Origin of the sequence: Pseudomonas sp. GD03903, assembly GCF_029840045.1 — a bacterium.
Classification (GTDB): domain Bacteria; phylum Pseudomonadota; class Gammaproteobacteria; order Pseudomonadales; family Pseudomonadaceae; genus Pseudomonas; species Pseudomonas pseudonitroreducens.
In genome coordinates this window covers 56,694-81,889 of the sequence record NZ_JAOCBT010000014.1, presented here as the reverse complement: position 1 = coordinate 81,889, position 25,196 = coordinate 56,694, and the positions used below count along the sequence as shown (strand labels likewise).

Below are 25,196 nucleotides of genomic sequence, written 5' to 3'. Positions count from 1 at the left end.
GGGCTTTGAGCGGACAGCGTGGCCGTTTCGGCAGTCTGTCGGTTTAAGGGCCTGTCGGTTTCAGGATGCGGAGGGTCGCTGCGGTGCAATCCTTGGGCAGCAGCAATGGCAAGCTTCCATACTGTCGAGGACCAGGTGCGCCCAGATGCCTGGCCGGATAATAACAATGGCGCCCCGAACAGCCACGCCAACCGTGACGTGGCCGGTACGCCGCAGCCGAAGGATTCCGGAGCGCCGCCCCTGGCGGGCATCCGCGATATCGAGGTGCGCTGTATGCCTGATGATTCGCTTCACCTGCCCCTGATCCACGCGCTGCTGGAACGCCTGAAAGCCACGCCCGGCGCCCTGCTGCCGGTGCTACACGGCATCCAGGACTGTGTCGGCTACATCCCCGACGCGGCCCTGCCGGAAATCGCCCACGCCCTGAATCTCAGCGTTGCCGAGGTGCGCGGGGTAATCAGCTTCTACCACGACTTCCGTACCGCGCCGCCGGCCCGCCATACGCTGCGCCTGTGTCGGGCCGAGTCGTGCCAGAGCCGCGGCGCCGAGGCACTTGCTGCGCAACTGCGCGAGCAGCTCGGGCTGGACGATCACGGCACCAGCGCCGACGGCCGCATCGCCCTGCGCCCGGTCTATTGCCTGGGCGCCTGCGCCTGTTCGCCGGCACTGGAACTGGACGGCCGCGTACACGCCCGCCTCACCGCCGAACGCCTGCGCGAGCTGGTGAACGGTTGCCGGGAGGACGCCGCATGTTGAAGCTGTTCATCCCCTGCGACTCGCTGGCCCGCGCGGTGGGTGCCGATGAGTTGACCGATGCGCTGGTCGCCGAAGCCGAGCGACGGCAGATTCCGCTGGAGATCCAGCGCACCAGCTCGCGCGGCCTGTACTGGCTGGAACCGCTGGTGGAAGTGGACAGCGACGAAGGCCGGCTGGGCTTCGGCCCGCTGGCGGCAACCGATGTCCCTGCCCTCTTCGACGCGCTCGCCGACGACCCTGCACGCCACCCGCTGGCCCTGGGGCTGGTGGAACAGATCGCCTACCTGAAGACCCAGCAGCGCCTGCTCTTCGCCCGCGCCGGCATCACCCGGCCGCTGTCGCTGGACGACTATCGCGCCCATGGCGGCTTCGCAGGGCTGAGCCGCGCCATCGGCATGGACGGCGCCGATGTCGTCGCCGCCGTGCTCGACTCCGGGCTGCGCGGGCGAGGCGGCGCAGCCTTCCCCGCCGGCATCAAGTGGCGCACCGTACGCGACGCAGCCGGCAGCCAGAAGTACGTGGTGTGCAACGCCGACGAAGGCGACTCCGGCACCTTCGCCGACCGCATGCTGATGGAAGGCGACCCCTTCCTGCTGATCGAGGGCATGGCCATCGCCGGCCTCGCGGTCGGTGCGAGCATGGGTTACCTCTACGTGCGCTCGGAGTACCCGGACGCCATCGTCACGCTCAACCTGGCCCTGACGATCGCCCGCGAAGCCGGTTATCTCGGCGACGACGTCTGCGGCAGTGGCCGCGCCTTCGACCTGGAAGTGCGAGTCGGCGCCGGCGCCTACATCTGCGGCGAGGAAACCGCCCTGCTCGAGTCGCTGGAAGGCAAGCGCGGCGTGGTCCGCGCCAAGCCGCCGCTACCGGCGCTGCAGGGGCTTTTCGGCCAGCCGACGCTGGTGCACAACGTGCTCACCCTGGCCTCGGTGCCGATCATCCTGGCCAGGGGCGCGCAGTACTACCGCGACTTCGGCATGGGCCGCTCGCTGGGCACCATGCCCTTCCAGCTGGCCGGCAACATTCGCCACGGCGGCCTGGTGGAACGCGCCTTCGGCCTGACCCTGCGCGAGCTGGTGGAGGGCTATGGCGGCGGCACTGCCAGCGGCCGCCCGCTGAAAGCCGCACAGGTTGGCGGACCGCTGGGCGCCTGGCTGCCGCCGTCGCAGTTCGACACCCCGCTGGACTACGAAGCCTTCGCCGCCGTTGGCGCGATGCTCGGCCACGGCGGCGTGGTGGTCGCCGACGACAGCCTGGACATGGCCCACATGGCGCGCTTCGCCCTGCAGTTCTGTGCCGAGGAATCCTGCGGCAAGTGCACGCCCTGCCGCATCGGTTCAACCCGTGGCGTCGAAGTGGTCGACCGGCTGATCGCCGCCACCGACCTGGGCGCCCGCGAGGAACAGGCGCGGCTGCTCACCGACCTCTGCGACACGATGCAATACGGCTCGCTCTGCGCCCTCGGCGGGATGACCGCCTTCCCCGTGGCCAGCGCCCTCAAGCACTTCCCCGCCGACTTCGGTCTGGCGACTTCGGAGGCCGACTCGTGATCAATTTCTTCGACCCTGCCACGTCCAGCACGAGTGAGATCGACCTCGGCACCCCCGCCCGCGAGAGCGACGTGCAGGTCAGTCTGAGCATCGACAGCCGCGAAATCAGCGTCCCTGCCGGTACTTCGGTGATGCGCGCCGCTGCGCTGCTGGGCACCAGCATTCCCAGACTCTGCGCCACCGACAGCCTGGAAGCCTTCGGCTCCTGCCGCATGTGCCTGGTGGAGATCGACGGCATGCGCGGCTACCCGGCCTCCTGCACCACGCCGGTCAGCGAGGGCATGGTGGTGCGCACGCAGACGCCGAAGCTGGCGGGCCTGCGGCGCAACGTGATGGAACTGTACATCTCCGACCACCCGCTGGACTGCCTGACCTGCTCGGCCAATGGCAACTGCGAACTGCAGACCGTGGCCGGCCAGGTCGGCCTGCGCGAGGTGCGCTACGGCTACGACGGCGCCAACCACCTGAGTGATGCGAAAGACGTCTCCAACCCCTACTTCGACTACGACCCGAGCAAGTGCATCGTCTGCAACCGCTGCGTGCGCGCCTGCGAGGAAACCCAGGGCACCTTCGCCCTGACCATCGAGGGGCGCGGCTTCGAGTCCCGCGTGGCAGCGGCCGGCGGGGAGAATTTCCTCGATTCCGAATGCGTCTCCTGCGGTGCCTGCGTGCAGGCCTGCCCCACCGCCACACTGATGGAAAAGAGCGTGGTCGAGATCGGCCAGCCGGAGCGCGCGGTCATCACCACCTGCGCCTACTGCGGCGTGGGCTGCTCCTTCCGCGCGGAAATGAAGGGCAACCAGCTGGTACGCATGGTCCCGGACAAGAACGGCCAGGCCAACCACGGCCACTCCTGCGTCAAGGGCCGCTTCGCCTGGGGCTATGCCACGCACCCGGACCGCATCAGCAAACCGATGATCCGCAAGCACATCAGCGACCCATGGCAGGAGGTCAGCTGGGACGAGGCCGTCACCTACGCCGCCAGCGAATTCAGGCGCATCCAGGCGAAATACGGGCGCGACTCCATCGGCGGCATCACCTCCAGCCGCTGCACCAACGAAGAGACCTACCTGGTACAGAAGCTGGTGCGCGCGGCCTTCGGCAACAACAACGTCGACACCTGCGCGCGGGTCTGCCACTCGCCCACCGGCTACGGCCTGAAGCAGACCCTGGGCGAGTCTGCGGGCACCCAGAGCTTCGACTCGGTCATGCACTCCGACGTGGTACTGGTGATGGGCGCCAACCCCACCGACGCACACCCGGTATTCGGCTCGCAGCTCAAGCGCCGCCTGCGCCAGGGCGCGCAGTTGATCGTCATCGACCCGCGGCGCATCGACCTGGTCGATTCGCCCCACGCCCGCGCCGAGCTGCACCTGCAGCTGCGCCCCGGCACCAACGTCGCCATGCTCAACGCGCTGGCCCACGTCATCGTCAGCGAGGGGCTGGTCAAGCAGGACTTCGTCGACGCACGCTGCGAGGCCAGCGACTTCATCCGCTGGCGTGATTTCGTCAGCCTGCCGGAGAACTCACCGGAAGTACTCGGCCCGGTGTGCGGCGTGCCCGCCGAGGAAATCCGCGCCGCCGCCCGCCTCTACGCCACCGGCGGCAACGCGGCGATCTACTACGGCCTGGGCGTCACCGAACACAGCCAGGGCAGCACCGCAGTGATGGGCATCGCCAACCTCGCCATGGCCACCGGCAACGTCGGCCGCGAGGGCGTCGGGGTCAACCCGCTGCGCGGCCAGAACAATGTGCAGGGCTCCTGCGACATGGGCTCCTTCCCCCACGAGCTGCCCGGCTACCGGCACATTTCCAACGCAACGGTGCGCAGCCAGTTCGAACAGGCCTGGGGCGTGACCCTGCAGCCCGATCCCGGCCTGCGCATTCCCAACATGTTCGAAGCGGCGCTGGGCGGCACCTTCAAGGCGCTGTACTGCCAGGGCGAGGACATCGCCCAGAGCGACCCGAATACCCAGCACGTCACCGCCGCCCTTTCCGCCATGGAATGCGTGGTGGTGCAGGACATCTTCCTCAACGAAACCGCCAAGTTCGCCCACGTGTTCCTGCCGGGCAGCTCCTTCCTGGAGAAGGACGGCACCTTCACCAACGCCGAGCGACGCATCTCGCGGGTGCGCAAGGTGATGGAACCGCTGGGCGGCAAGGCCGACTGGGAAGCCACGGTCGCCCTGGCCAACGCCCTGGGTTACCCGATGGGCTACCAGCACCCGTCGCAGATCATGGACGAGATCGCCCGCCTGACACCGACCTTCACCCGCGTCAGCTACGCCGAACTGGACCGCCACGGCAGCCTGCAGTGGCCGTGCAACGACGCCGCGCCGGACGGCACGCCGACCATGCACATCGAGCAGTTCGTGCGCGGCAAGGGGCGCTTCATGCTCACCGGCTACGTACCCACCGAGGAGAAGGTCAACTCTCGCTACCCACTGCTGCTCACCACCGGGCGCATCCTCAGCCAGTACAACGTCGGCGCGCAGACCCGGCGCACCGACAACGTCGCCTGGCACGAGGAGGATCGCCTGGAAATCCACGCCAGCGATGCCGAAAGCCGGGGCATCAACGACGGCGACTGGGTCGGCGTCGGCAGCCGCGCCGGGCAGACCGTGCTGCGCGCCAAGGTCAGCGAGCGGGTGGCGCCGGGGGTGGTCTACACCACCTTCCACTTCCCCGAATCGGGCGCCAACGTGATCACCACCGACAACTCCGACTGGGCCACCAACTGCCCGGAATACAAGGTCACGGCGGTGGAAGTGGTGCGCGTGTTCCAGCCCTCGGAATGGCAGAAGCGCTACCAGGCGTTCAGCGACGAACAACGGCGTTTGCTCAAGGAACGGCGCCACGCCAAAGCCGAGAAAGCCGAGAAAGCCGAGGTGCGTCGATGAGCGTCGAGAACCTGATCAAAATGGCCAACCAGATCGGCCAGTACTTCGCCACCGAATCGGACCACGAGCTGGCGGTGCATGGCGTGCAGCAGCACCTGCAGAACTTCTGGACGCCGGCCATGCGCCGCGAGCTGAAGGACTGGCAGGAGCAGAATCAGGGCGACGAATTGCATACCCTGGTGCGGGCGGCGCTGCTGGAGCAGATGGCCTAGCCGGCTGCCAGTGCCCAGCCCGACAGGCGGGCCGGGCACTGGCAGGCCTCAGGCGTGCTTGCCCGATGCCGTCTCGGCCGGCGCGGCGTACTGCGGCTTGAGCTTGCCGTCCTGGTCGAGCAGCCAGGCGTCCATGATCTCGCGCACCACCGGCCCGGCCACGCGGCCGCCGGCCTCACCGTTCTCGATGGTCACCGAGACCACGATGGAAGGCGCGCTGGCCGGGGCGAATCCAACGAACAGTGCATTGTCGCGGTGGCGTTCCTGGGTCTTCAGGCGGTTGTAGCGCTCGCCCTGGCGAATCGCGACGATCTGCGCGGTACCGCTCTTGCCGGCGATACGGTACTGCGCGCCCTGCCCCGCGGCCCGCGCGCCACCGCCCGGGTCGTGCATGACCAGCTGCATGCCGTAGTTCACTGCATCCCAGTCGTGGGGATTGCTCAGGTGGATGTCGGGCATCGGGTGGCTGTCGACGACGTCCTCGCCGCCCACCGACTCGGCCAGGCGCGGCCGATGCCAGGCACCCTTGCTGGCGATCAGCGAGGTCGCTTCGGCGAGCTGCAGCGGCGTGACCTGCATATAGCCCTGGCCGATGCCGAGGATCACCGTCTCGCCGGGGAACCAGGCCTGGCGCCGGGTGGCACGCTTCCACTCGCGGGACGGCATCAGCCCCGGGGATTCCTCCGCCATGTCGATGGAGACCTTGCTGCCGAGCCCGAAGCGGCTCAGGTAGTCATGCATGCGGTCGATGCCGAGCTTGTGCGCGACGTCGTAGAAGTAGGTGTCGTTGGAGCGCTTGATGGCCGTGTCCAGGTCGACCCAGCCATCGCCGCTGTGGTTCCAGTTGCGGTACTTGTGGTCGTAGTTGGGCAACTGGAAGTAGCCCGGATCGAAAACCCGCGACGCCGGCGTGATGGTGCCGGTATCCAGCCCGGCGATGGCCACCACCGGCTTGATGGTCGAGCCCGGCGAGTACAGTCCGCGCAGGGCCCGGTTGAACAGCGGCCGGTCGATGGAGTCGCGCAACTCGGCGTACTGCGTCGAGCTGATGCCGTTGACGAACAGGTTCGGGTCGAAGCTCGGGTTGCTGACCATCGCCAGTACCTGGCCGGTGTTCGGGTCCAGCGCCACCACCGAGCCGCGGCGATCGCCCAGGGCCTTCTCGGCGGCGACCTGCAGGTCCACGTCCAGGCCCAGCACGATGTTCTCGCCGGCCACCGGCGGCACCTTCTTCAGCACCCGCATGACGCGGCCCTGGGCGTTGGTTTCGACTTCCTCGTAGCCGACGTGGCCGTGCAGTTGCGGCTCGTAGAAGTGCTCGACGCCGGTCTTGCCGACGTACTCGGTGCCGCGGTACTCGGTGTTGTCCAGGCGCGCGGCCTCGCGCTCGTTGATCCGCCCGACGAAGCCGACCGAATGGGCGAAATGCTCGCCATACGGATAATGGCGGACGAACTCGGCGTCCACGTCGATGCCCGGCAGCTTGTAGCGATTAACCTCGATGAGGGCGATCTGCTCCTCGCTCAACTCATGCAGCAGGGTCACCGGCTCGAAGGGATGACGACTCTTCTTCAGGGCCTTGTCGCACTGCAGGCGCTGTTCGGGACTCAGGTGAAGAATATCGCTGACCTGATCGAGCACCGCCTGGGAATTGCCGGCGCGCTCGCGGGTCAGGGTGAGGTTGAAGCTGGGCAGGTTCTCGGCCAGCACCTTGCCGTTGCGGTCAAAGATCAGCCCGCGTTCCGGAGGAATCGGCAGCACATGGATGCGGTTGCTCTCGGAGACGGTGGCGTTGGTCGCGTAGTCGGTGACCTGGAGGAAGTACATCCGCGCCACCAGGGTAACGCTCATCAGGGCCACCAGCGCGCCGCAGGCAATCAGGCGGCGGTTGACCAGGGTCGACTCCTGCTGGTGGTCCTTGAGTTTGATCGGATCGTGCATCGGGATTCCAGAAGGTCCCCATCGATCCTGCGGAAAAGCGATTCAGCCACGCCTCGCGTGGGGGCTTTCCGATCGATGCGGCCTGTTTGCAGCGCAGTTGGACGGAAGAAGCCGGCACCGCCCAGCGCGGCGTATTCACGCGTCACATGGCATACCGGCGCGGCATGGTACCAGACCGACAGGCCGGATTCTGACCGGTAGTCGCGGCATCGCCCTCTTGCCAGGCCTCCCTGCAGTTTCCGGTAGTCCTCTGCCGGGCGATGCCAATCGCGGACGGAGTCCGCTCCTACGAAGCCTGACGCCTTTGCAGGAAAGGGCCTTGCCCGCGATATCTGCCGACCCTGCGGAAAACGCCAACAGCATGCCCTCGCGTAGGAGCGGACTCCGTCCGCGATTGGCCTACCCTCGCACCCGGCCTACCCAGGATTGCGGACAGGATTCGCGGCACCTGAAGCCATGGCGCCGGACGCTACGGAGTGTGTTCGTTGCTGAAAAGTCAGACCACCGAGCCTTCCGGCGGCTGTTCCAGTACCGCCACGACCACCGCGCTGCCGACGATCAGCACGATGCCGACCAGCGACAGCAGGCTGAGCACCTCGCCCCAGATCAGGTAGCCCAGCAGGCTTGCCCATATGATGCTGGTGTAGGTGTACGGCGCCAGCGTGGCGGCGTGGGCACGGCGCACGGCGATGGTGAAGAGCAGTTGCCCGAGGGTCGCGAGCAGCCCGAGCGCGAGCATGAAGCCAAGGTCCGGCAGGCTCGGCGTGCTCCAGGAAAACGGCAGCGTGGCGCCGGTGACCAGCGTGCCGAGCACGGTGAAATACAGCACCGTGGTGGTGGAGTCGTCGGTCGCGCGGATGCGACGAATCTGGATCATCGACAACGCGCCGAAGAACGCGCTGGCCACCAGCAGGCCCGGCCCGAGCAGGCTGGCCTCGGCGTTGTCCGGCTTGACCACCATCAGCACACCGATGAAGCCCAGCACCGCCGCCAGGGCGTTGCGCGGCAGCAGGCGCTCCCCCAGCAGCAGCGGCGCCAGCACGATCACCAGCAGCGCCTCGGAATAGGCGATGGAGATGGCTTCGCTCAGCGGCACGTAGGGCAACCCGGCGAAGAACAGCGCCGAGGAACCCAGCAGCGTCACCGCGCGGATGCTCTGCCCGCGCACGTCCAGCTGCCGCCAGCGCTCAGCCAGCGGTCGGCCGCGCAGGCAGAGCAGGAACGCCGGCAGCACGCCGAAGGCCATGCGGAAGAAGGTCACCTCGTTGGCCGGGTATTTCAGCGCCACCACCTTGGCCAGCGCATCCACCACGGCGAAGCAGAACATCGACATCAGCATCAGGCCCACGCTGCGCATGGCATGGCTGCGTGGGGCGACGAGGGTCAGCTGGGGCATGTCGTGTTCTCCTGTTTCGTGGGTGGGTGGATGCGCCGTCAAGGCTTCAGCGCGAGCTGAAGCGGTTGGCGAGGAAGGGCGACACCGGCACGCTGGTGACCACGTCGCTGGCCTGTTCGGCGAGCAGCTGGCCGGTGATGGCGCCCAGGGTCAGGCCGATATGACCGTGGCCGAAGTTGTAGAACACCTGCGGCAAGCGTCGCGACGGACCGAGCACCGGCATGCTGTCCGGCACCGAGGAGCGGAAGCCCATCCACTGCGATACCGGCTCGTGCTGCAAGCGCAGGAAGCGCCGCGCGCCACGGGTCAGGTAGCGGTAGCGCGCCGGGCTCGGCAGCGCCTCCAGCCCGGCGAACTCCACCGTGCCGGCAACCCGCAGGCCCTGGGCCATGGGCGTCATGTAGAAGCCGCCAGCACCCCAGCACACCGGGCGATTGAGCACCTCGCCGGCATGGCCGAAGAGCACGTGGTAACCACGTTCGGTGTCCTGCGGCACGGCATCGCCCAACTGCTCCACCAGGGTCCGCGACCAGGCGCCGGTGCACAGCGCCACGCGGTCGGCGGCCAGCCGCTCGCCGCTCGCCAGTTGCGCCTGCACCGCGTCCCTGCCCTGCCCGGCCGGTTCGATGCCCAGCAACTCGCCACGGCGGAATTCGCCGCCCATGGCCTGGAAGCGCTCGAACAGGCGCAGGCTCAGCGCATACGGGTCGAGCGTGCGGCTCACCCCCGGCAGCTCCACGGCGCAGCTCGCCCGGGCATTGAGCGCCGGTTCCAGCTCGCGTAATTCACCGCCGTCGACGAAGCGGATCGGTACCTCGAAGCGCCGGTGGTAATCCACCATGGCCTGGGCGTCGCCGCGTTCGTGCTGTTCGAAGATGTACAGCGCGCCATCGTGGCGGATCAGGTCATTGGCGCCGGCCGCATCGAACAACCCCTGCCACGCCTCCATGCACGGTCGCAGCAGGGTATTGAGATCGTGGCCGATGGCCTCGACGCGATCACGCCGCGAAGCCGCCAGGAACCGTAGCAGCCACGGCGCGATGCGCGGCAGGTAGGCCGGGCGGATCGCCAGCGGGCTGTCCGGGCGCAGCAGCATGCCCGGCGCCTTGCGCCAGATGCCGGGCGTGGCCACCGGCTCCACCGAATAGGTGGCGAAGGTGCAGGCGTTGCCGAACGAGGTGGCCAGGCCCGGCGGATTGCGGTCCAGCAAGGTCACGCGGAAGTCGCGGCGTTGCAGTTGCAGCGCGGTGGCCAGGCCGACCACGCCGGCGCCGACCACCAGGGCGTGGCGGCGCAGGTCGTTGGGCTGGGTCATTTGCCGCTCATCACTCGGGTCCACAGGCGGGTGCTCATGCGCATCCCGGAGGGCGACAGGGTCTTGATCGGGAACAGGGTATCGAGCACTTCCTGCGGCGGGTAGACGGCCGGGTTGGCGCGCAGTTCCGGCTTCACATACTGGCTCGCGGCGGCGTTGCCGTTGGGGTACTGCACGGCGTTGGTGATATTGGCGATCACCTCGGGCTGCAGCAGGTAGTTCATGTAGGCGTAGGCGTTGTCCAGGTGCGGCGCGCCCTTGGGAATCACCACGGTGTCCACCGCGATGGTGCTGCCTTCGCGCGGCAGGCTGTAGCCGATCTTCACGCCGTTGCCGGCCTGCTGGGCAGTGGTCATGGCCTGCAGCACGTCGCCGCTGAAGCCGATGGCGACGCAGATGTTGCCGTTGGCCAGGTCGCTGACGTACTTGGACTGGTGGAAGTAGCGGATCGACGGACGGATCGCCTGCAGCGCCGCCTCGGCCGCCTTGAAGTCGTCCGGGTTCTGGCTGGCCGGGTCGCGGCCGAGCACCTTGAGGGTGATGGGCACCATCTGGGTAGCGTTGTCGATCACTGCGATGCCGCACTGGGCGAGCTTCTCCGCGTTCTTCGGATCGAACAGCAGCTGCCAGCTGCGGGTGACGTCGGTGTTGCCGAAGATGGCCTTGATCTTGTCCTCGTTGTAGCCGATGCCCACGGTCACCCAGAGGTAGGGAATGGCGTAGCGGTTACCCGGATCGCTGACCTCGAGGATCTTCATCAGCTTGGGGTCGAGGTTGTTCCAGTTGGGCAGCTTGCTCTTGTCCAGCTCCTGGATGGCGCCGGCCTTGATCAGCCGCGGCAGGAAGTGGTTGGACGGGCTGGCCAGGTCGTAGCCGCTGGCGCCGGTCATCAGCTTGGCTTCGGTGGTCTCGTTGCTGTCCACCAGGTCGTAGGTGGTCTGGATGCCGGTCTGCTTCGTGAAGTTCGCCAGGGTGTCGTCGGCGATGTAGCTGCTCCAGTTGGCGATGGTGACGGTCGGCGCCGCCTGGGTGGTGCCAGCCAACAGCGACAGGGCCAGGCCTGCCAGGGTCATGGGACGGTTGATCATGCTGCCCTCGGTTTTTTGTTTTTGGAGATGGTCGGTATGGATGGTCATGCGTGGGTAAAGCGCTGGATCAGGCCTCGGCGCGGGCGCGGCGCACTTCCCAGGCCATGCGCAGCGAAGCGCCGATATCGAAGAACGGGCTGGGCGGCAGGTAGCCTGGAGTGGACTGCGCCAGCACATCGGCCAGCACCGGCGAGCTGTCCCCCATCGCCATCTCCACCAGCAGGCGGCCCCACAGGGTGCCGCGCGCCACGCCCGAGCCGTTGCAGCCGGCCACGGCATGCAGGCCCTGATCGACGCGGGCGAAATACGGCTCGCCGGAGCGCGTGCCACTCAGGTGGCCGGTCCAGCTGTAGGCAATGTCGGCGTCGACGATGCCGGGGAAGCGCTTCTGCAAGCCGACCAGATGACGGCGGCGACGCTCGGCCAGCGCGTTGTTGTCGAGGTCGCGATGGCGGTACTCGACGGTGTTGCGAATGAGCAGCCGACGCCCTGGCAGCAGGCGCACGGTGCCGCCGCCGGGCAATGGCGCAAGCACGCCCCATTGGTTCTCGCTGAACAGCGACTGCCAGCGCGGCTCCTCCAGCGGGCGGGTGATGCTGGCACTGAGTTCCAGCGGGAAGGCGCCGCTCTCGTGCAGACCGGCGCGGGCGATGAAAGCGCCCAGGCAGACCAGCACCTGTGGCGCATGGACTTCGCCCTGGGCGGTACGCGCGACCCAGCCCTGGCCCGTGCGGCGCAAGTCGGTCACGCCACTCTGCTCGAAGACATCGACCGATGCCGGCAGGCTCTCGGCCAAGCCCTTCACATAACGCGCCGGTTGCAGCAGCGCGTTGCCGCCCGCGCAGTGAATGGCCCGCGCGTAGAAAGCGCTGCCGAGCCGTTGCTCCAGCGCTGCGCCTTCGTAGTAGCGAGCGTTGGCGCCGACCGAAGCCAGCGTGGCGAGGATGCCGTCGACATCACCCAGGTGCTCGGCGCGGTGCGCGGCGAAGTGGTAGCCGTCGTTGTACAGCTCGCAGTCGATGGCCAGTTCGGCGATGCGCTGGCGAACCTCCTGCGCAGCCGCGATGCCGATACGCGAGGCCACCTGGTAGGCAGCATGACCGGGTTGCCCGAGGCGTTCGCTGGCCCCCGGCAACTCGTGGGCGACGACGAAGCCGGAGTTGCGCGCGGAGGCCCCCTGGGCGATGCGCTGACGCTCCAGCAACACCACGCGCTGCTGCGGCAAACGCGCTGCCAGCGTGTGGGCGGCGGACAGCCCGGTGATGCCGCCGCCGATGATCAGCCAGTCCGCTTGCTGGGTGCCGCTCAGCATCGGCCGCGCGGGCAACTCGCCCGCCAGGGCGATCCAGCCGCAGTGATTGTTCATTGCCCGGCACTCCTTCACAATCCATGCGCCGGGCGTATCCAAGCGATTTCCCCGATGGCGCGTAATGGCCAGAATCTACGGGCAGTAGCGCTGGACGCACCAACGCTCATTTTTCATCCTTGTATTCGCAAAACGCATAGATTGCAGAGAGAAGCCCGATGGACAGACTGCTGCGCGTTCCCTCCCTGCAGGCACTGCAGGCCCTGGTGCAGGTCGCCGAGTCCGGCAGCTTCACAGCGGCCGCGCAACAGCTGCACCTGACCCAGAGCGCCATCAGCCGCCAGGTCCAACAGTTGGAGGAGTACTACCGCGTGCCGCTGTTCGACCGTACCAGCCGCAAGGTGGCGCTGACCGACGCCGGCCGCGAGGTGTACACGGTGGCCGAGGGCATGCTGCAGCAACTGCTGCGCCTGGAGGAGCGCCTGGCCCCGGCCTCGGCGGAGCGGCCCTTCCGCATCCGCATCTTCGTCTCGCTGGCGGTACGCTGGCTGTTGCCGCGCCTGAGCTCCTTCTACTCGCGACACCCGGAGCTGTGCCTGTCCATCGAGACGGTGGGCGGCGAAGTGGTGGACGATGGCGGCGACTGCGACGCCTACGTGCTCTACCTGCCCAGCGGCAGCGACCCGCAGGGCCGCGCACTGACGCCGCTGTACGACGAATACCTGATCCCCGTGTGCGCCCCGCGCCTGGACGACGGCCAGGAACCGCCGCGCTCACTGGAGGAGCTGGCCCGGCACCCGCTGATCCACGCCTCCAGCGGCGGCCTGGAATGGCCGCAGTGGCTGCGCGCCCAGGCCGCGCCACCGCCCACGCAGTTCAAGCACATGCTGTTCAACCTCGACGACCTGGCGCTGGACGCCGCCACCCGTGGCCTGGGCGTGGCGATGACCGACCGCCTGCTGGCCCACGACGCCCTGCAGCGCGGCGACCTCATCGTGCCTTTCGGCGAAGCGCTGAAAACCGGCGGCCGCTACGCCCTGTGGCTGCGCGACAGCGGCGCCGCCCACCCGGCCTGCCAGGCGGTGCTCGACTGGTTCGAGGAGCAGCGGCTGGAGCTCTGATCGGCGGTCCCTCGCAGAGCCGGATCCGCCACGCTCGCCGCCCTTTGCCGACGCTCGGCGTCTGGATCGCCAGGGGCTCGAACGTCCAAGGTGAGCCACGCAATGTAATGCCGACCTCGCGCGGCACCTACTGACGACGAGGGGTTCCCGCGCCCGGCGCGGGAACCCCTCGCGGCCGGCGATCATTCGGCCATGTTGAGGTCCGGCAGTTTCTGCTGGAACATCCGCGTCGCGCTGGCCAGGCAGACGAAGCCCAGGCACATCCAGGCGAAGCCGATCATGAAGGACATCCCCGACAGGCTCGACCAGAGCCAGATGGTGCTGAGGAAGCCCACCGCCGGCAGCGCGCCGTAGCGCAGGTAGTTGCCGCGGCCGCGCAGGCGCTCATCGACCAGGTAGTGCTTGATCACCGCCAGGTTCACCGCGGAGAAGGCGAACAGCGCGCCGAAACTGATCATGTTGGCGACGGTATCCAGGGTGACGAACAGCGCGATCAGCGAGAGTAGGCTGATCAGCATGATCGCGGTGGCCGGCACGCGCTTCTTCGTCACCAGCTTGCCGAACACGCGAGGCAACGCGCCGTCGCGGCCCATGGCGAAGAGCACGCGGGAGACGCTCGCCTGGGACACCATTGCCGAGGCAAAGCACCCCGCCACATAGGTCGCGGTGAAGAAGGTCACCAGCCACTCGCCGCCAATGCGGCGCAGCACATCGAGCGACGCGGAATCGGCATCGGTGAGCGCCTGCCACTCGGGGAACACCAGCTGGCCGAAGTAGGCCATGACGATGAACAGCAGGCCGCCGATCAGGGTCACCAGCATGATCGCCGCAGGAATCTGCCGACGCGGCTCCGGGGTTTCCTCGGCCATGGTCGACACGGCATCGAAGCCGAGGAACGACAGGCACAGCACCGCCGCGCCGGACATCACCAGCGGCAGGCTGAAATGCTCGTCATAGAAGGGCTGGACCAGTGCCACCGGCTCCGCCTGGGCGCCCAGGTGGCTGAGCGAGAGGGCGATGAACACCACCACGAACACCATCTGCGCGACGATCAGCACCCAGTTGACCCGGGTGATCGATTCGATGCCGACGAGGTTGAGCAGGGTCACCAGCGCAATGGAGCCGAGGATCCACACCGACAGCGGGACCGAAGGGAAGTAGTCGGTCATGTAGATGCCGATCAGCAGGTAGCTCAGCAGTGGCAGGAAGATGTAGTCCAGCAGCAGCGTCCAGCCCGCCATGAAGCCGAAAGCGGCGCCGAAGGTCTTGCGTGTGTAGCTGTAGACGGAGCCCGAAAACGGGTGTGCCTGCACCATGCGCCCATAGCTGTAGGCGGTCAGCAGCATGGCCGCGAGGGTGAACAGGTAAGCCGCCGGCAGGTGGCCCTTGCTCATGCGGGTGACCAGGCCGTAGGTGGTGAAGACCGCCAGCGGAACCATGTAGGCCAGGCCGAACAGCACCAGCGCCGGGATGCCCAGCGATTTGCGGAAGGACCGTGAGGACGCGGACGGCTCATGGGGTTGATGGGCAGGCAAGGAGGTATCGGACACGCTTGTTGTTTTTTTCATGGCTGACTCTTGGACTGCGAGCCTCTGGGCTCGTTGGACTGGAACGGCGTGATGCCGGTCGAGGCTTCCTGCGCAGCGGTCGGATGCCCGGAGCTTTCAGCCGGGGCGAAGTGTCGGGCAGCCGCTGTCGGGGGAATTCAGCGGAGCTCGATCGGGACGGCCCGCCACGCTGGCGTGGCCGCAGGAGCAGGGAGGCGTTGCGCGAAGAGCGCACCCTCCCACGCGGCGACCCGAAGGCCGCCGTTCATGGCGTCACCGAAGAAAACCTGCGCTGCAAAACACTGCCGCCACTCGTTGAACGCTTGCACCTGGGCACTCCTGCTGGGCCGCCTCGAAGGACGTTGTTGTTCGAATGGGGGCGCATGGTGCTTCAGCTCGACGCCGAGGAAAATTAGTAAAAATATCTTCGCGGCCAAAGAAAAAAATGGCCCTGCACGGTGCACTGCCGGCCGCGCTTCGCTGTCGAGAGTGGCTGCGCGGGCTTGCATCCGAGCGTACCGGCGCAGCGCTCGATGCGCCCTCGGGGAGCCTGTGCGCCAGTCCGATTCCAGCGGAAAATCACCTGGGCTGATGTACCATGCCGCGCCTCAACCTCCGGCGAACCTCTGTCTGGCTGCCTATGTCCTCCAACGCGCTGTACACCGACCTGTCCTCCTACTACGACCTGATGTGCGCCGACATCGACTACCAGGCGCAGAGTCACTGTGTGCGCCGTCTGCACCAGTTGTTCGGCAACCCGGGACGGCGGCACCTGGACCTGGCCTGCGGGACCGGGCCGCACGTGCGCCACTTCCTCGACTTCGGCTATCAAAGCGCCGGCCTGGACATCAATCAGCCAATGCTGGACATCGCCCGCCAGCGCTGCCCGGAGGCGCACTTCAGCCGGCAGGACATGGCGAACTTCGGTGTCGAGGAACCGCTGGACCTGATCACCTGCTTCCTCTACTCGATCCACTACAACCCTGGCGTGGAACAGCTGCAGGCATGCCTGGCGAGCGTGCACGATGCACTCGCCGACGGCGGTGTGTTCTGCTTCAACAGCGTGGACAAGGGGCTGATCGACAACCGCTCCTTCGTGCGCCACTCGGTGCAACACCAGGGCAGCCAGTTCACCTTCGGCTCGGGCTGGTACTACAGCGGCACGGGCGAGCAGCAGGCACTGCGCCTGAGCATCGAGAAGACCACAGCTGGCGAGACCCAGGCCTGGCAGGACGAACACGCGATGGTCGCCCTGAGCTTCGTCGAGCTGCAGCGCCTGCTCGAGCCACGCTTCGAGGTGCAGATTTTCGAGCATGACTACCAGCGGATCACGCCCTGGACCGGCAGCTCGGGCAATGCCCTGTTCGTCTGCGTGAAGCGCTGAGCGCACTGGGCGACGGCCCGGGCCGGCGGCACCGGCGCCGCCCTGACAGGACGCTCGGGTAACCACGCGGCCCCTTTCGCTCGAGCGACCACCGCGGCCGCGCCGGGGCAGCCTGGTCGCGCTCAGAAGCGCGCGTCGGCGATGGCAGGCAACGTCAGCTCGCGCACGAACGAGGCGCTGGACAAGCGCAGCAGCGCATCGACCAGGGTAACCACGTCGTGCACCGGGATCAGTTGCCCTTCCCCACGCGCCGCCGCATCGTCGAGCGGCGTGGAAAGCAGGTCGTCGGTGTTCAGGTTGCCCAGTTGCAGCACGGTCACCGCCAGGCGCTCGTCGCGAAAGCTTTCACGCAGCGCATCGGCCATGCCATTGAGGGCGAACTTGCTGGCGCCGAATGCCACTTCCGGACGGCCGCTCTGGCGCAGCGCCGAGGTCGAGCCGGTGAGGATCAGTTGCGGCCGCGCCGAGCCAAGCAAGCGCGGGACCAGGTGCTTGAGCAGCAGCAAGGTGGCCGTGATGTTGACCTCGACCAGCGTGCCGATGGATGCGTCGCTCTCCTCGAGGAACGCGTACTGCTCGCTGAAGGCGTGCTCCTCCCAGATACCGACGTTGCAGATCAGCACATCGAGTGCGGCAGGCGTCTGCGCCGCGATCTGCGCCACCGCCGGAGCCGGCTGGGCGAGGTCCGCTTCGATCCACTGCAGATCGACGCCCGGCGCCATCGCCAGGGACTGCGGCCGCCGCCGCGACACGCCGATCAGCGAATCCCCCGGACGGCCAAGCCCTTCGAGCAGGGCCCGTCCCAGCCCCCTGCCCGCTCCCACGATCAGCATGTTCATCGGTTCTCTCCCTGCATTCATGGCGCGTCAATCCCAGCGAAGGTTGAGGACGAGGAAGTTCAGCAACACCCAGATGACCAGCACCAGGTGCGTCAGCTGCAGCCCTTCCTGGCGAATCCAGTAACCGAACCAGAGCCCGCCCAGGAGCATGCCGAAGAGGAAGGCCAGCGCCGCGCTCAGCGCCAGGTTCAGCCAGGCGCGCGCCGTGTCGGGGTCGCCGCCCAGCAGCAGCTCGTAGCAGCCGGCCCAGGCCGCGAGCGCTGCCATGGCCTGCAGCAGGACAATGACGACCAGCACCAGGCGATGCAGCGTCGGCGAGGACAGTGCGCGCGCGAGCAAGGGGAAGTCGATCACCGGTGGCTGGCGCAGCGGCGCCATCGCCATGGTCGCGCCGACCGCCGCGACCGAACTGGAGAAGGCGTGCAGATTGTTGATCAGCGCGATGCTCAGCCAGAGGCTGAAACCGAGGAAACAGATGGCCTGGAAAATCATCAGTGAAGCGTGGGTGTCCATACCGGGTCCTTGTGCGGTCATGTTCCGAATGCGCCCGCCCGCCGCCGGAAACGGCGGCGTCAGGCAGGCCCGGACGGACTCTAGGACCTCAACCTAGGTTGAGGTCAACACACAGCAGAAGCGGAAACTGCTTCCCGAAACGCGCGCTCAGAACGCTCCTGCAGGGTGGCCATGAAGTTGCGTGGCTCACCGTAGAAGTTGCCCCAGGAAACGGCGCCGACGCTCTGGTAGTACTTCTTGTCGAACAGGTTGTTGCCGTTCAGCGCAAGGCTCCAGTGGTCGTCGATGCGCTAGCCCACGCGGCCGCTGTAGATGGCGTAGTCGGACTGCTCCGAGGTCAGGTTGCGGCTGCGCACGGAGGTGTCCTGCGCCAGGTCCTCGGCATCGGCGTGTTCGCCCGGGCGGCGACGCAGCCAGCCCTTCAGCCAGCCGTGGTGGGCAAGGTAAAGCCACTCGACATCCCGTTCGAATGCCCGCTCGCTGTCCATGAACGCCCAGTCTTGTTAAATATGACAATCGTTCTCAGCAATGCTGGACTTGCCCTGCCCTGCGCAATTGGGCGAACGCTGCAGGGAATGACCTTCCTCCGGAGACGCAAGATCATTCCCTGCCCTGCCTCACGGCTTGATGGCGATCTTCAGCACACCGTCGCGCTGATGGGCGAACAGGTCATAGGCGCTGACGATGTCATCGAGTGCGTAGTGGTGCGTTACCAGCGAGCCGAAGTCGGCACGGTTCGATTCGATGATGCTCATCAGCCGGCGCATGCGTTCCTTGCCGCCGGGGCACAGGGCGGTATTGATGCGGTGGTCACCCAGGCCGGCCGCGAAGGCGGAAAGCGGTATCTGCACATCCTTGGAGTACACGCCCAGGCTCGACAAGGTCCCGCCCGGCTTGAGCACTTTCATCGCCTGCTCGAAGGTACTCGGCAGGCCCAGGCATTCGATGGACGAATCGGCGCCGCGCCCGCCGGTGAGCTTCATCACCTCTTCCACCACGTCGCACTTCGTGAAGTCCAGCGTGACATCGGCGCCCATGCTGCGGGAGATGTCCAGCCGGTGCTCATTGCCGTCCACCGCGATGATGGTCGAGGCACCCAGCAGGCGGGCACCGGCGGTGGCGCACAGGCCGATCGGCCCCTGGGCGAAGATGACCACGGTATCGCCGATGCGGATATTGGCGTTCTCGGCGCCCTTGAAGCCGGTCGACATGATGTCGGGGCACATCAGCACCTGCTCGTCGGTGAGGCTGTCCGGGATCGGTGCGAGGTTGCCTTCGGCGTCCGGCACCAGCACGTATTCAGCCTGGGTGCCGTCGATCAGGTTGCCGAAGCGCCAGCCGGCGGTGGCCTTGTAGCCGTGGCAGGCGCAGCGGCCACTCTCGATCAGGTAACTGCCATCCTGCGAAGGCACGCCATCCTGCGCGGCATAGGAATTGAAATTCGGGCAGATCGCCCCGGCGATGACCCGCTGGCCTTCGCGGTAGCCCTTGACCGCACTGCCGAGTTTCTCGATGACGCCAACAGGCTCATGGCCGACGGTCAGCCCCCTGGCGACCGGGTATTCACCCTTGAGGATGTGCACGTCGGTACCACAGATGGTGGTCGTGGTAATGCGGATCAGCGCGTCGTTGGGGCCTATCTCCGGAATGGGTTTGTCCGCCAGTTCGATTCGACCCGGCTCCACGAAGATCGCCGCTTTCATCATTGCCATCGTTCTTTCTCCTTGCTTGGAAGGTCCAGTGTGCTTGGCCGCTGTGAAATCCCGTTGATGCATATCAAGCAGGGGGAAAGCCCGGGCGAGTCATCGTCGGGAAGGACTTGTCGCTGCGGGCAGCCACCCGGCAGCCCAGGGGCGAAATCAGCGGCAACCAACCGCTCGGCGCCGAGCGCAGGCTGGCCGACACCACGGAGCGCAGCTACGAGGTGGCACTCAGCGATGCCGGACGATATCAACCGAGATTTCCACGGCCGTCACGCTGCCGCGATTCTCCAGCCAGTGCGTGGTGGTGTGGTCTTCGGGCCAGCCGAGGCCTGGTCCGTAATCCGTGGCGACGCCGTTGCGATGGTCGGTGATGCTGCCCTGCAGGATGAACACCGTGCCAGGTCGGTCCACGTGGTCATGCACTGGCCCGAAGACGCCGCCAGGCTCGATGGTCACCCGGCGCATCCGCAACTGGCGGCCCGCCATGCCTTCGATCTCCGGACCAAGGTCGACCGCGGACAGCAGCTCCACCGTCACACCCCGGGTCTCGGGCACCACCTCTTCGCTGTTCATCGCGCCGGCCTCGCTGATCGAGAGTCTCTCTGAGCCAGTAAAGACCCTGGCATGGGCTGCTCGAATCGAGGCGACAGAGGGTCGTCAGCCCACCGCCGGCAGACGCTGCAGGTCGCAGAGAGCGGTGGAGCCCAGCAGGCTCTGCTCGAAGTCTTCCAGGCCGTTGTAATGGCGCTGCAGTTCCTCGATGCGACAGCTCAACTCCTCCTTCTTCGCGGCAATCGCCTGGCGCACCAGGTCCGCACGCGACAGCTCATCGCCGCGCCGGAAGATCTCCTGCATCTCCCTGAGGCGGAAGCCCAATTGCTGGGCGCACTTGATGAACAGCAGCAGCTCGACCGTCTCCTGCGTGTAGACCCGGTACTTGCCCAGCCGCTGCGGCGTGGGCAGCAGGCCGATGTCCTCGTAATGACGAATGCACTTGACCGTGGTGCCGGACAGCTCGGCGACCTTCCCGATATACATGTGAGCCACTCCCTGCAGACCGCGGCAAGGATGCTGCAGTGGCGGGGAAAAACCCAGCCCGCGATTCATCCGGCGGCAAGCGCCTGTACTTGTCGCAGCCAGCTCTCGCGCCGCTGTGGCGGTGAGTGGAGGAGCGGACCGAGCATCAGCGTATGGGTCGGCCGGATGCCGCAGAACTCCAGGGTAGCCCTGCGCATCTGCTGCAGCGCCGGCATGCGCTGCAACCAGCGGAAGTACCAGGGCGGCGTGTCCATGGTCACCAGCAGGTGCGCGGTGCGGCCCTTGAGCAGTTTTTCCGGGAAGGGCGAGCCCTTCCGATAACGGAAGGCAAAACCGGGCAGTAACACCCGGTCGAGAAAGCCCTTGAGCAGCGCGGGTACCCCGCCCCACCAGACAGGGAACACCAGGGCCAGGTGATCGGCCCAGGCAATCGCCTGCTGCGCCTGGAGCAGGTCCGGCTCCAGCGCTTGCGCGCCGTTGTAGCCGTGGCGCAATAGTGGGTCGAAGGCCAGCTCGCCCAGGCACAACAACCTCACCTCATGCCCGGCTCCGCTGGCCGCCTCGCGGTAGCGTTCGGCGAGGGCGGCACAGAAGCTGTCGCCACTGGGGTGCCCGAGGATCAGCAGAATCCGTTTTTGTCGCATGGTGCTCAACTCCTGGTGAAAGCGAGCCGAGCCTAAAGCCTCCCCCTGGGGGGAGAGTCAACCATGCCGAGCGTTGATCGGCTGGGGGCAGTCACTGCCCCTTCGTCGGCTGCCAGTCCAGCAGGTGATGGGTGAAACCGTAGCTTGCCGACTGGTAGTAGCTGATCGCCCGGTCCACCAGCGGGTCGCCGGTGTTCGCCGTCACCTCCGTGCTCGCCCCCAGTGCCTGGTTGTGCCGGCGCAGTTCGCCACGCGGGCTGAGGATCGCCAGGTCCTGGCCATCGAACAGGCCCAGGTGCTGGTAGTTGCCGATCACCACTCGCGGTGGCAGAGCGCTCGGCGCCATCAGGTTGCGACCGTAGAAGGTCGAGGTGTAGCTCAGGTTGAGGATCGACAGCAGGCTGGGGGCCAGGTCCAGCTGGCTGGCCAGTTCCGCGCGCTCCCCGCTCGGCAGCAGCTTGGGCGCGTAGATGAACAGCGGGATCTGGTAGTTCGCCACCGGCAGGTCTTCCTTGCCGGCGCTGCCCGCGGTGTGGTCGGCGACGAACACGAACAGGGTGTTGTCGAACCAGGGCTTGCTCCTGGCCGCCTTGAGGAACTGGCCGATGGCGTAGTCGGTGTACTTCACCGCGCCGTCGCGACCCTCGCCCGAAGGGATGTCGATGCGGCCGTCCGGGTAGGTGTACGGGCGGTGGTTCGAGGTGGTCATCAGTTGCAGCAGGAACGGCTGCTGGCGAGCGTGGTCCTCATCCGCCAGCTTGATGGCCTGGGCGTAGAGGTCCTCGTCGCTCATGCCCCAGGCGTTCTTGAAGTGGATATCCGCTTCCTGGACGCTGGACTGGTCGACGATGCGGTAGCCGTTGCCACCGAAGAAGGCATTCATGTTGTCGAAGTAGCCACGGCCGCCATACAGGAACACGGCGTCGTAGCCGACGTTCTTCAATTGCTGGCCCAGGCTGGCGAAGCCGCTTTCGCGGCCGACGCGCTTGACGATGGAGCGCCCCGGCGTTGGCGGGATCGACAGGGTGATGGCTTCCAGGCCACGGTCGGTGCGGGTGCCGGTGGCGTAGAAGTTGTTGAAATAGAGGCTGTTGCGGCGCAGCTCGTCGAGGTTCGGCGTGAGGTCGCGCTCGTCGCCGTTGCTGCCCAGGTACTTGGCGCTCAGGCTCTCGATGGTCACCAGGACGATGTTGTAGCGCTTGGCCGCGCCGGCGCTGACGATGCTGCGGCGAATATCCATCGGTTCGCTGCCGGTGAAACGGACGCCCGGTTCGGCCAGCTCCGCGCGAATCTGCTGGGTGACTTCCCCGGCCGGCAGGGTCGCGTAGAACTGCGGGTAGTCCAGCTCGTTGTTACGGAATGCGGCGAAGAACTGGTACGGCCCGTTGCTCGCCAGCTCGCGGGCATAGGTGTTGCCGTCCTGGCCGCGCGGGGAATCCTGGTCGACCAGCAGGCCGGCCACCAGCGCCAGTGCCAGCAACGCGGCACAGCCCAGCAGGCGCCGCGGCAGGGACGGCACTTCGGCCGTAGCGAGGCGGCGCAGGGGCTTGAACAGCACGAGGGTCACGGCCAGGGAAAGCGCTGCCAGGATGCTCAGCAGCAGGCCGATGGGATAGGACTCGAGGATGTTGTTGAGCACCTCGTCCGAGTACACCAGGTAATCGACCGCGATGAAGTTGAAGCGCACGCCGAACTCATCCCAGAACAGCCACTCGGCCACCGCCGTGAAGAGCATTACGTAGACGCTGACGAACAGCGTGGCCGTCAGCAGCCAGCGCCAGGCAGCACTGCGCCAGACCCGCGCCGGCATCAGCAGCAGGACCAGGCCCATCGGCAGCAGGGCATAGACCAGGAAACTCAGGTCATACAGCAGGCCGATGGCAAAGACCGCCAGGTGCGCCGAGCCCACCTCGGGCAGGTGGCCAATCAGCAGGGCCGATCGGGTGAGGAAGAAGACGGTCAGCCAGAGCAAGGCGACCAGCGCCAGGAAGCGCGTCGGTGCCGAGCGGAAAAGTTGCATGGGGTGTCCCTTGTAGTGGTTCTTCCTGCGCTACACGATGCGGCGCAGGTCAGCGCCGGTGCCGGCAACCGGGGCGTGACAGTACAAGGCGAAAGGAAAAGAAATCGTCAAATGGAGCTGCCGGTTTCGTGAATTGCCGATGATCCGCTGGCGATCACGTTCAGGCGACGATACTGGCGCACGAAAAGTCCCGCTCCACGACTTTTTCACATGTCCTTGACGAGACCTTGATCGTGCGATTCGACAATGGCGGTAACTGACGAGTCCGCACCCCATGAACGAACCCCAACGCCTGTTCGCCCCCTCTCCCGCTCACGAGCGCGATGCCCTTGCCGGCCGATCGCTCGGCGGCGGTCTTTGCCAGCGGATTCGCCAGTGGCGGCAGAAGCGCCTGCTGCGCCTGGCGCTGCGCATGGCCGAGGAGCCGATCCTGATGCTGGAGGTATCGCGGTCGCCGGGCGCCGCCTGGCCGGTGCTGCTGGAGCACAGCAATCGCATCATCGTGGCGACCTGCCCGTCCGTCGACTCGCTGGAGCAAGCCCACAACAAGTTGCCCGAGGCCATGAAGCGGCGGATCAGGGACCTGCCCGCCCCGCAGGAGCAGGCCGAACTGCGCAAGGGCTCGGTCGACTGCCTGCTGCTTCCGGAAATCCCCCAGACTGCCTGCAACAGACAGAACATCCGGCTGCTGAACCAATGGATCCCGGTCACCCGCGACAGCGTGATCCTCTTCGCCCGAGTCGGCCAGGGCAGCCCCACCGTCCCAGCCTCCGGTCCCTGCCCCTGCGGCTCCGAGCCGCATTCCGACGGCCCGGACTTCCCGAGCGCCCACACCCTGGAGCGCGAGTTCCAGCGCCTGGGCTTCGCGCAGATCCGCCACTACAACGTGATCCCCGGCGCGGACGGGGTGCGGGTCTATATCCTGCGCAAGTGACCGCTTGCACCATCCGTCGCTGAAGCAGTGGGCGCGGGCACGCTCGCTATACTGCTCGTTCGCCTTCACCGATGATTCTCAGGGGTTCTCCCCGATGCAGAACAGCAAGGCTTCGCGCCGCTTTCCGTGGCTCACCCTGGCGCTGGTTCTGGGCAGTGTCGCCGGCTGGCAGCTCGGCGATGCGATCGGGCTGCACGGCAAACGCTGGTTTGTCGAACCCGAGTTCATCTTCGAGATTCTGGTGGCACTCAGCGGCGCGCTCTGTGGCGCGCTGCTCTCCTATGCCAGCGAGCGCGGGCCGCTCTGGCGAGCGCTCGGGGTACTCGCGGGCGCCTGCTTCATCGTGGCCGTCCTCGGCTATTGTCGGCACCGGCTCGGAGTACCCTCTGCGGACATGGGACTGCTGACCTACGCCCGGCAATTCATCCTGCAGACCTTCGGCATCTGGATGTCGCCCGTGATCGGCGCAGCGCTGGTTTCGCTGTTGCGGGTGATTCTGCGCTGAACCCTGTGACATGATCGCCGCTCCGCCGCCCACTCCGGAGCTCCCATGCCGCTGACCCTGCTGCTGCGCTGCCACGACCTCGATCTCACCCGCGAGCACTACCGCGACACGCTCGGCTTCAGCGTGACCGACTCCGCACAGGGTACGCTCAGCGTGCAACTGGAGGACTGCCGCCTGCTGTTCACCGCCCAGGATCTGTGGGGCGGCGAAGTGGCGTGCTCGGGGACGGTCTACCTGCAACTCGCGGACGTTGCCGGCTACTTCGCCGCCGTGCAGGACCGGGCACAGATCGCCTGGCCCCTGCAGGACATGCCCTACGGCTCGAGGGAATTCGGCGTGCGCGACTGCAACGGCTATCACCTGGCCTTCGCCCAGCGCACCACCAACTGAGCGGGGCGCGCATACGAGTACCGCCGAGGAGCACCAGCAGCGCGTGCAGGACGTCCTGCTGGTCGTCACAGTCGGTACCATCCGGCCTCAT

Annotated in this window: 22 protein-coding genes and 2 pseudogenes; 9 read left to right on the top strand and 15 right to left on the bottom strand. The window is 66.9% G+C overall.

The annotated features are described in order from the left end of the window. Positions 1-273 precede the first annotated feature (273 nt). The 4 genes from N5C91_RS21050 to N5C91_RS21035 are packed head-to-tail and all read left to right on the top strand — an operon-like array spanning position 274 to position 5,421. Positions 274-756, top strand: a complete 483-nt coding sequence (locus N5C91_RS21050) for a formate dehydrogenase subunit gamma (RefSeq protein WP_279831842.1) — start codon at positions 274-276, stop codon at positions 754-756. Beyond that, positions 750-2,309, top strand: coding sequence for an NADH-quinone oxidoreductase subunit NuoF (locus tag N5C91_RS21045; protein ID WP_279831761.1), 1,560 nt, complete (start codon positions 750-752; stop codon positions 2,307-2,309). The genes N5C91_RS21050 and N5C91_RS21045 overlap by 7 nt, the downstream gene beginning before the upstream one ends. Beyond that, positions 2,306-5,209, top strand: a complete 2,904-nt coding sequence (gene fdhF, locus N5C91_RS21040) for a formate dehydrogenase subunit alpha (RefSeq protein ID WP_279831759.1) — start codon at positions 2,306-2,308, stop codon at positions 5,207-5,209. The genes N5C91_RS21045 and fdhF overlap by 4 nt, the downstream gene beginning before the upstream one ends. Next, a complete protein-coding gene (locus N5C91_RS21035) occupies positions 5,206-5,421 on the top strand; it encodes a formate dehydrogenase subunit delta (protein WP_236198781.1) in 216 nt (71 codons plus the stop codon). The genes fdhF and N5C91_RS21035 overlap by 4 nt, the downstream gene beginning before the upstream one ends. A 48-nt stretch (positions 5,422-5,469) precedes the next feature. On the opposite strand, the gene mrdA is transcribed toward N5C91_RS21035, so the two are convergent. The 5 genes from mrdA to N5C91_RS21010 form a co-directional block, all read right to left on the bottom strand. Then, positions 5,470-7,362, bottom strand: a complete 1,893-nt coding sequence (gene mrdA / locus N5C91_RS21030) for a penicillin-binding protein 2 (RefSeq protein ID WP_279831757.1) — start codon at positions 7,360-7,362, stop codon at positions 5,470-5,472. 496 nt (positions 7,363-7,858) lie between these two features. Continuing rightward, positions 7,859-8,758, bottom strand: coding sequence for a DMT family transporter (locus tag N5C91_RS21025; RefSeq protein ID WP_236170660.1), 900 nt, complete (start codon positions 8,756-8,758; stop codon positions 7,859-7,861). 46 nt (positions 8,759-8,804) lie between these two features. Then, the gene (locus N5C91_RS21020) at positions 8,805-10,073 is read right to left on the bottom strand and encodes an FAD-dependent oxidoreductase (RefSeq protein WP_279831756.1); all 1,269 of its coding nucleotides are present in this window, start codon (positions 10,071-10,073) and stop codon (positions 8,805-8,807) included. After that, entirely contained in the window at positions 10,070-11,161 is a 1,092-nt protein-coding gene (locus N5C91_RS21015; RefSeq protein ID WP_236170662.1) for a polyamine ABC transporter substrate-binding protein, read from the bottom strand. The genes N5C91_RS21020 and N5C91_RS21015 overlap by 4 nt, the downstream gene beginning before the upstream one ends. Before the next feature lie 67 nt (positions 11,162-11,228). Beyond that, positions 11,229-12,527, bottom strand: coding sequence for an FAD-binding oxidoreductase (locus N5C91_RS21010; protein ID WP_279831755.1), 1,299 nt, complete (start codon positions 12,525-12,527; stop codon positions 11,229-11,231). Between the two features lie 158 nt (positions 12,528-12,685). On the opposite strand from N5C91_RS21010, the gene N5C91_RS21005 reads away from it, so the two are divergent. Further along, a complete protein-coding gene (locus N5C91_RS21005; RefSeq protein ID WP_236170664.1) occupies positions 12,686-13,588 on the top strand; it encodes a LysR substrate-binding domain-containing protein in 903 nt (300 codons plus the stop codon). Positions 13,589-13,770: 182 nt separating this feature from the next. Here N5C91_RS21005 and N5C91_RS21000 read toward each other — a convergent pair whose 3' ends face one another. Then, positions 13,771-15,156, bottom strand: coding sequence for an APC family permease (locus tag N5C91_RS21000; protein WP_236170665.1), 1,386 nt, complete (start codon positions 15,154-15,156; stop codon positions 13,771-13,773). A 619-nt stretch (positions 15,157-15,775) separates the two neighbouring features. Between N5C91_RS21000 and N5C91_RS20995 the strand changes: the two genes are divergently transcribed. Continuing rightward, positions 15,776-16,519 (top strand): class I SAM-dependent methyltransferase, encoded by a 744-nt coding sequence (locus N5C91_RS20995; protein ID WP_279831840.1) that lies wholly within the window; start codon positions 15,776-15,778, stop codon positions 16,517-16,519. A gap of 122 nt (positions 16,520-16,641) precedes the next feature. Here N5C91_RS20995 and N5C91_RS20990 read toward each other — a convergent pair whose 3' ends face one another. From N5C91_RS20990 to N5C91_RS20950, 9 genes and pseudogenes are all read right to left on the bottom strand, one after another. Further along, positions 16,642-17,358: an SDR family NAD(P)-dependent oxidoreductase gene (locus N5C91_RS20990; RefSeq protein WP_279831751.1), complete on the bottom strand. Its 717-nt coding sequence runs from the start codon at positions 17,356-17,358 to the stop codon at positions 16,642-16,644. 27 nt (positions 17,359-17,385) lie between these two features. Continuing rightward, the gene (locus N5C91_RS20985) at positions 17,386-17,871 is read right to left on the bottom strand and encodes a DUF2165 family protein (RefSeq protein ID WP_279831749.1); all 486 of its coding nucleotides are present in this window, start codon (positions 17,869-17,871) and stop codon (positions 17,386-17,388) included. Positions 17,872-17,975: 104 nt separating this feature from the next. After that, positions 17,976-18,203, bottom strand: a pseudogene (locus tag N5C91_RS20980) (hypothetical protein); the annotation flags it as partial. An 18-nt stretch (positions 18,204-18,221) separates the two neighbouring features. Continuing rightward, positions 18,222-18,359: pseudogene (locus N5C91_RS20975) on the bottom strand (sigma factor); the annotation flags it as partial. Positions 18,360-18,488: 129 nt separating this feature from the next. Continuing rightward, positions 18,489-19,583 (bottom strand): NAD(P)-dependent alcohol dehydrogenase, encoded by a 1,095-nt coding sequence (locus N5C91_RS20970; RefSeq protein WP_236170668.1) that lies wholly within the window; start codon positions 19,581-19,583, stop codon positions 18,489-18,491. Positions 19,584-19,802: 219 nt separating this feature from the next. Further along, positions 19,803-20,147 (bottom strand): cupin, encoded by a 345-nt coding sequence (locus N5C91_RS20965; protein ID WP_236170669.1) that lies wholly within the window; start codon positions 20,145-20,147, stop codon positions 19,803-19,805. A gap of 84 nt (positions 20,148-20,231) precedes the next feature. Further along, positions 20,232-20,612: a MerR family transcriptional regulator gene (locus tag N5C91_RS20960; protein WP_279831747.1), complete on the bottom strand. Its 381-nt coding sequence runs from the start codon at positions 20,610-20,612 to the stop codon at positions 20,232-20,234. 65 nt (positions 20,613-20,677) lie between these two features. Further along, entirely contained in the window at positions 20,678-21,256 is a 579-nt protein-coding gene (locus N5C91_RS20955; RefSeq protein ID WP_279831745.1) for an NAD(P)H-dependent oxidoreductase, read from the bottom strand. Positions 21,257-21,347: 91 nt separating this feature from the next. Then, complete coding sequence (locus N5C91_RS20950) at positions 21,348-23,276, bottom strand: LTA synthase family protein (protein ID WP_279831744.1); 1,929 nt, start codon at positions 23,274-23,276, stop codon at positions 21,348-21,350. A gap of 274 nt (positions 23,277-23,550) precedes the next feature. On the opposite strand from N5C91_RS20950, the gene N5C91_RS20945 reads away from it, so the two are divergent. The 3 genes from N5C91_RS20945 (at position 23,551) to N5C91_RS20935 (ending at position 25,105) form a co-directional block, all read left to right on the top strand. Beyond that, positions 23,551-24,210 (top strand): hypothetical protein, encoded by a 660-nt coding sequence (locus N5C91_RS20945; protein ID WP_279831742.1) that lies wholly within the window; start codon positions 23,551-23,553, stop codon positions 24,208-24,210. 94 nt (positions 24,211-24,304) lie between these two features. Then, on the top strand, positions 24,305-24,715 hold the full coding sequence (locus N5C91_RS20940) for a hypothetical protein (protein ID WP_236170674.1): 411 nt from the start codon (positions 24,305-24,307) through the stop codon (positions 24,713-24,715). A gap of 45 nt (positions 24,716-24,760) precedes the next feature. Continuing rightward, positions 24,761-25,105 carry a bleomycin resistance family protein gene (locus tag N5C91_RS20935; RefSeq protein ID WP_279831738.1) on the top strand — a complete coding sequence of 115 codons (345 nt, stop codon included), beginning with the start codon at positions 24,761-24,763 and terminating at the stop codon, positions 25,103-25,105. Positions 25,106-25,196: the final 91 nt, after the last annotated feature.

Bases quoted from the DNA above. Each gene is read 5' to 3' on its own strand.
- N5C91_RS21020 (WP_279831756.1), bottom strand. From the start codon at position 10,073: ATGACCCAGCCCAACGACCTGCGCCGCCACGCCCTGGTGGTCGGCGCC.
- N5C91_RS20985 (WP_279831749.1), bottom strand. From the start codon at position 17,871: ATGGACACCCACGCTTCACTGATGATTTTCCAGGCCATCTGTTTCCTC.
- N5C91_RS21000 (WP_236170665.1), bottom strand. From the start codon at position 15,156: ATGAAAAAAACAACAAGCGTGTCCGATACCTCCTTGCCTGCCCATCAA.
- N5C91_RS21010 (WP_279831755.1), bottom strand. From the start codon at position 12,527: ATGAACAATCACTGCGGCTGGATCGCCCTGGCGGGCGAGTTGCCCGCG.
- N5C91_RS21015 (WP_236170662.1), bottom strand. From the start codon at position 11,161: ATGATCAACCGTCCCATGACCCTGGCAGGCCTGGCCCTGTCGCTGTTG.
- N5C91_RS20990 (WP_279831751.1), bottom strand. From the start codon at position 17,358: ATGAACATGCTGATCGTGGGAGCGGGCAGGGGGCTGGGACGGGCCCTG.
- N5C91_RS20935 (WP_279831738.1), top strand. From the start codon at position 24,761: ATGCCGCTGACCCTGCTGCTGCGCTGCCACGACCTCGATCTCACCCGC.
- N5C91_RS21045 (WP_279831761.1), top strand. From the start codon at position 750: ATGTTGAAGCTGTTCATCCCCTGCGACTCGCTGGCCCGCGCGGTGGGT.
- N5C91_RS20960 (WP_279831747.1), bottom strand. From the start codon at position 20,612: ATGTATATCGGGAAGGTCGCCGAGCTGTCCGGCACCACGGTCAAGTGC.
- N5C91_RS20945 (WP_279831742.1), top strand. From the start codon at position 23,551: ATGAACGAACCCCAACGCCTGTTCGCCCCCTCTCCCGCTCACGAGCGC.
- N5C91_RS20955 (WP_279831745.1), bottom strand. From the start codon at position 21,256: ATGCGACAAAAACGGATTCTGCTGATCCTCGGGCACCCCAGTGGCGAC.
- N5C91_RS20965 (WP_236170669.1), bottom strand. From the start codon at position 20,147: ATGAACAGCGAAGAGGTGGTGCCCGAGACCCGGGGTGTGACGGTGGAG.
- N5C91_RS21050 (WP_279831842.1), top strand. From the start codon at position 274: ATGCCTGATGATTCGCTTCACCTGCCCCTGATCCACGCGCTGCTGGAA.
- mrdA (WP_279831757.1), bottom strand. From the start codon at position 7,362: ATGCACGATCCGATCAAACTCAAGGACCACCAGCAGGAGTCGACCCTG.
- N5C91_RS20970 (WP_236170668.1), bottom strand. From the start codon at position 19,583: ATGGCAATGATGAAAGCGGCGATCTTCGTGGAGCCGGGTCGAATCGAA.
- N5C91_RS21025 (WP_236170660.1), bottom strand. From the start codon at position 8,758: ATGCCCCAGCTGACCCTCGTCGCCCCACGCAGCCATGCCATGCGCAGC.
- N5C91_RS21005 (WP_236170664.1), top strand. From the start codon at position 12,686: ATGGACAGACTGCTGCGCGTTCCCTCCCTGCAGGCACTGCAGGCCCTG.
- N5C91_RS21035 (WP_236198781.1), top strand. From the start codon at position 5,206: ATGAGCGTCGAGAACCTGATCAAAATGGCCAACCAGATCGGCCAGTAC.
- N5C91_RS20940 (WP_236170674.1), top strand. From the start codon at position 24,305: ATGCAGAACAGCAAGGCTTCGCGCCGCTTTCCGTGGCTCACCCTGGCG.
- N5C91_RS20995 (WP_279831840.1), top strand. From the start codon at position 15,776: ATGTCCTCCAACGCGCTGTACACCGACCTGTCCTCCTACTACGACCTG.
- N5C91_RS20950 (WP_279831744.1), bottom strand. From the start codon at position 23,276: ATGCAACTTTTCCGCTCGGCACCGACGCGCTTCCTGGCGCTGGTCGCC.